1 protein-coding gene and 1 pseudogene are annotated in these 2,913 nt (G+C 49.0%); both read left to right on the top strand.

Features of this window, described 5'->3' with window-relative positions; all coding sequences use genetic code 11:
• Position 1 precedes the first annotated feature (1 nt).
• Positions 2 to 2,479, top strand: coding sequence for a host specificity factor TipJ family phage tail protein (locus FDX11_RS11690; RefSeq protein WP_137397953.1), 2,478 nt, complete (start codon positions 2 to 4; stop codon positions 2,477 to 2,479).
• A 57-nt stretch (positions 2,480 to 2,536) separates the two neighbouring features.
• Positions 2,537 to 2,913: pseudogene (locus FDX11_RS11685) on the top strand (phage tail protein); the annotation flags it as partial.

Below are 2,913 nucleotides of genomic sequence, written 5' to 3'. Positions count from 1 at the left end.
TATGGCGCTGGTTGAGATATCGAATTTTCCAGGAACGCCTAAGCTGCGTTGCAGGGTGCCAAACGGTACCCTTTTTTATGACTGGCTGGCGGCCAATGATGGCACCTTTCACCGTGATCTGCTGATCGTCCGCAACGGCGTGATGTTAAATGATGATGATGAACTGGCGTTTGAACTGAGCGAACTGGACACCATTCAGATATTTGACCAGCCAAAGGGCATCGTTGAAGACATTCTCAGCCCAATATTCAAAGTTGTTGGCGCTGTGTTTTCCTTCCTGGCTCCGAAGCCTGCAATTGCTAACAACGGTGGCAACACCGTCGACTCACCGAATAATAGCCTGACTGGGCAAACGAATACTGCGCGAGTATACAAGGCGAAACCTGACATTTACGGACAGGTCAGATCTTTCCCTGACTTGATTCAGGAGTCGATGTTTGAATATGTACGCCAGAGTGAGAACGATGGTGGACTGAAATATGTCACTGAGTGGATGTGTATTGGTATCGGTAAGTATGACTATGAGTCTTTTCGTTACTCGGAGTCGAGTCTCGGATCGATGGCCGGTGCTGAGTACCAGTTTTATCAGCCGGGTGAAGTAATACCGACTATTAACGAGGGATATTCGTTCGACGATGTCGATGGTCAGGAGATGCCAGGTCCCAACGAAAGCGACAATTTCCCGGTAGAATCTGCGACAGCTAATACCGTAGTCAGCGGGGATTATGCAGGCGGCCAGATAGCGATGAAAATCGTCAAGCAGGCTGAGTTTGACTACTTCATGGGGCTGGTGCTGCCGCACTCCGTAACATTCACCATAAATGTCACGTATAACACGGCATCCGGTAGTGTTACTGAGGATGTGGTGTTCTCAGGAACGTTAATTTCCGCAGTGCAGACTAATGATGGCGCTGTTATTAATCCTGTTCAGTGGTACACGTTCACCATGACAGATTTGCAGGGGCCGCCCACCGTTCCATCTACAGCCACCATTAACACGACGAAATTCATCCTCAACGATAATGAGGCGCTTGTTGTGGGGCCTTTCTTCTCGCCAGTTGAGTCAACAGAACTCTGGCTGCATACGCAGTCGTCACTTGGTGGGGGAAACTGGACGGACTGGACGGTGACAATCTGGAAAATCGATGACGATTACAATCAGATCCCCGGCACACAACAGACCTTCACCTATCATCAGGGAACGCCTCATAAATCGACCAGCGAAGTGTTTTATCGCACAGATAAAATAACTCCAGCAGGAGGGTTTGGTAAATACGCCATCAACTTCCAGCGGACGAACAACTCTAATGATGCGTCCATTCTTAAATTAGAGGAAATTCACGCCGTCAACATCCGAAGCAATGTTGTTCATCCGACTGATACGCTGGTTCGCGTAAAGGTAAGGGCAACAGAGAACGCATTAGGAAGCCGTGACCGCAAATACAATGCTCTGGTGACTCGCCAGACTATCAGTTACGACCTGATGACACAGACCGTCGATTACACATTGCGTCCGTCGCGGTCGTTTGCTGATGCTGTGGCTCATACGTGGCTTGTAATGGGGAAACAACCGGAAAACAGCATTGACCTGTACGGGCTGTACTCTATCGCTGAGAGCCTGACTGATGAGCGACTCGGATACTTCGATTACACCTTCGATGATGAAAACGACTCTCTTGGCGACCGCGTGCAGGCGATCTGCAATGCGGCGTCTGTCATGGCGTACTGGGATGACGGTGTACTGACGTTCACCCGCGATCAGAAAGTCGATTACCCGGCGGCAGTGTTCAACCGGGCGAACATGAAGACGGATGAGTACAAAATGACGTATGAGGCCACGCTGCCTGGCGGTTACGACGGCGTTCAGGTCTCCTACGTTCACCCGACAACGAATAACAAGACGTACATCAACTACCGCGTGCTGAACGGAACTATTGTCGAGCAGGAAGCGGAGAACCCGAGCAAGCTTGAGATAGTTGGATTCCGTAACGAGTACCAGGCTCGGGAGAGAGCGCTGCGCGAAACAAAGCGTCTTATTTACTCGCGGGTTAAGATGAATGCCAAAGTATTTGAGGACGGCATCATACAGGTTGGCAGTGTTATTCAGATGCCGGATATCTACGACAGTAATCAGCAACAGGGATACATCACCGGGCGAACTGGTAATGACTTCGACACCAGCGAGCCTATAACGTTTTCCGGCTCAATGTATGTTCTTGTCACCGATAGCCAGGGTAAACCAACCCCTCGCTATTTGGCATCTGCAAGAAGCGATACGAAATACGGTTTCACTGCAGCAATACCTGACATCCAACTCAATATCTGGAATGGAGATACTGTGCAACTCCCGTCTCGATATCTAATAGCCACTGTGGAGGAACTGGACAGTCAGCTATGGACAGTCAACAGCATCAAACCCAACACAGATAACACGGTATCTCTGACCGTCTCAGAGTATAGCGACTCAGTCTACGAATAATACCTTATCCAAATACCACAACCCGGCCACCGCGCCGGGTTTTTTAATGGAAAAATTATGAGCACTACACCAACCAATCAGCCAGTACCAAGTGAAAAGCCGCAAGACCTGAAATTTAACGCTGGAAAAATTGACGAGTTTGTAACCTCCATGGCTCGACAATATATTGACCGTTTTGGTCATGAACATTATACAATTGAGGGAATTAGCTGGGTGGCTCAACAGGCCATTGCCGCGTTTGGCTATATCACCATGGATAGTTTCGAAGACGGTAATACGTTGACATTGCCAAATCAGGTTCTTCGTTACGAAGCAACAGGAGAGTATTACCGCTGGGATGGTGATTTTCCAAAGACAGTGCCTGCTGGATCAACGCCAGAAACATCTGGAGGTGTAGGTCAAAGGAAATGGTTAAGTGTTGGCGATGCGACATT

The organism is Citrobacter sp. wls714 (genome assembly GCF_005281025.1).
In the GTDB taxonomy this organism is placed as follows: domain Bacteria; phylum Pseudomonadota; class Gammaproteobacteria; order Enterobacterales; family Enterobacteriaceae; genus Citrobacter; species Citrobacter werkmanii.
The sequence above is the reverse complement of the archived record's forward strand: the minus strand, read 5'-3'. Positions and strand labels throughout refer to the sequence as shown.

What these genes read in the sequence shown, in the direction of transcription:
- FDX11_RS11690 (WP_137397953.1), top strand. Translation starts at nt 2, where the DNA reads ATGGCGCTGGTTGAGATATCGAATTTTCCAGGAACGCCTAAGCTGCGT.